Source organism: Sphingomonas sp. EU05-FHT14C10, assembly GCF_058790595.1.
The window spans coordinates 1-504 of record NZ_JBYTEN010000051.1 but is presented as its reverse complement, the minus strand read 5'-3'; the positions used below and the strand labels follow the sequence as shown (position 1 = coordinate 504).

General features: G+C 63.9%; 1 protein-coding gene. It reads right to left on the bottom strand.

Features of this window, described 5'->3' with window-relative positions; translation table 11 throughout:
• Positions 1-117: 117 nt before the first annotated feature.
• Positions 118-381, bottom strand: a complete 264-nt coding sequence (locus AC3WT0_RS19845) for a hypothetical protein (RefSeq protein ID WP_492755123.1) — start codon at positions 379-381, stop codon at positions 118-120.
• Positions 382-504: the final 123 nt, after the last annotated feature.

Below are 504 nucleotides of genomic sequence, written 5' to 3'. Positions count from 1 at the left end.
CCCCCGGAATCGCGCGGGCCGGAGATGCTTGTTTGCATCTCCGGCCCGCATGCCGCCTTTGGCGAGGGATTGGCGCCTCGGGGGTCGCCTGCTTGGCTGCCTGCCCGGCTATCTGCCTTAGCGGCAGATGCGGGTCGGAACCTGCTGCTGCCAATAGGGGCTCCAGTGCCAGTTGGTCCAGCACACCGGCTGATAGACGACCGGGCCATAGCCATAATAGGGCCGCGGGCCATACCAGGGGCGCGGTCCATAGCCCCAGTGCGGACCGACATTCACGCCGATCGCGAAGTCCGTGTGCGCAGAGGCCGGAGCCGCCGCCACCACACCGCCCAGTACCGCCCCGACCAGGGCCACTGCTGCAAAGCGATTGAAGATTTTCATTGCCTTCGTCCTTCCAACAAGGCGGCGATGATGTCCTGATCGCCGTCGCTGAAAATGCTTATGGACGAGTCGTTCTGAACCCGGCGGGAACGCCATGTTAACGCTACCGCAAGATGCGTTAAC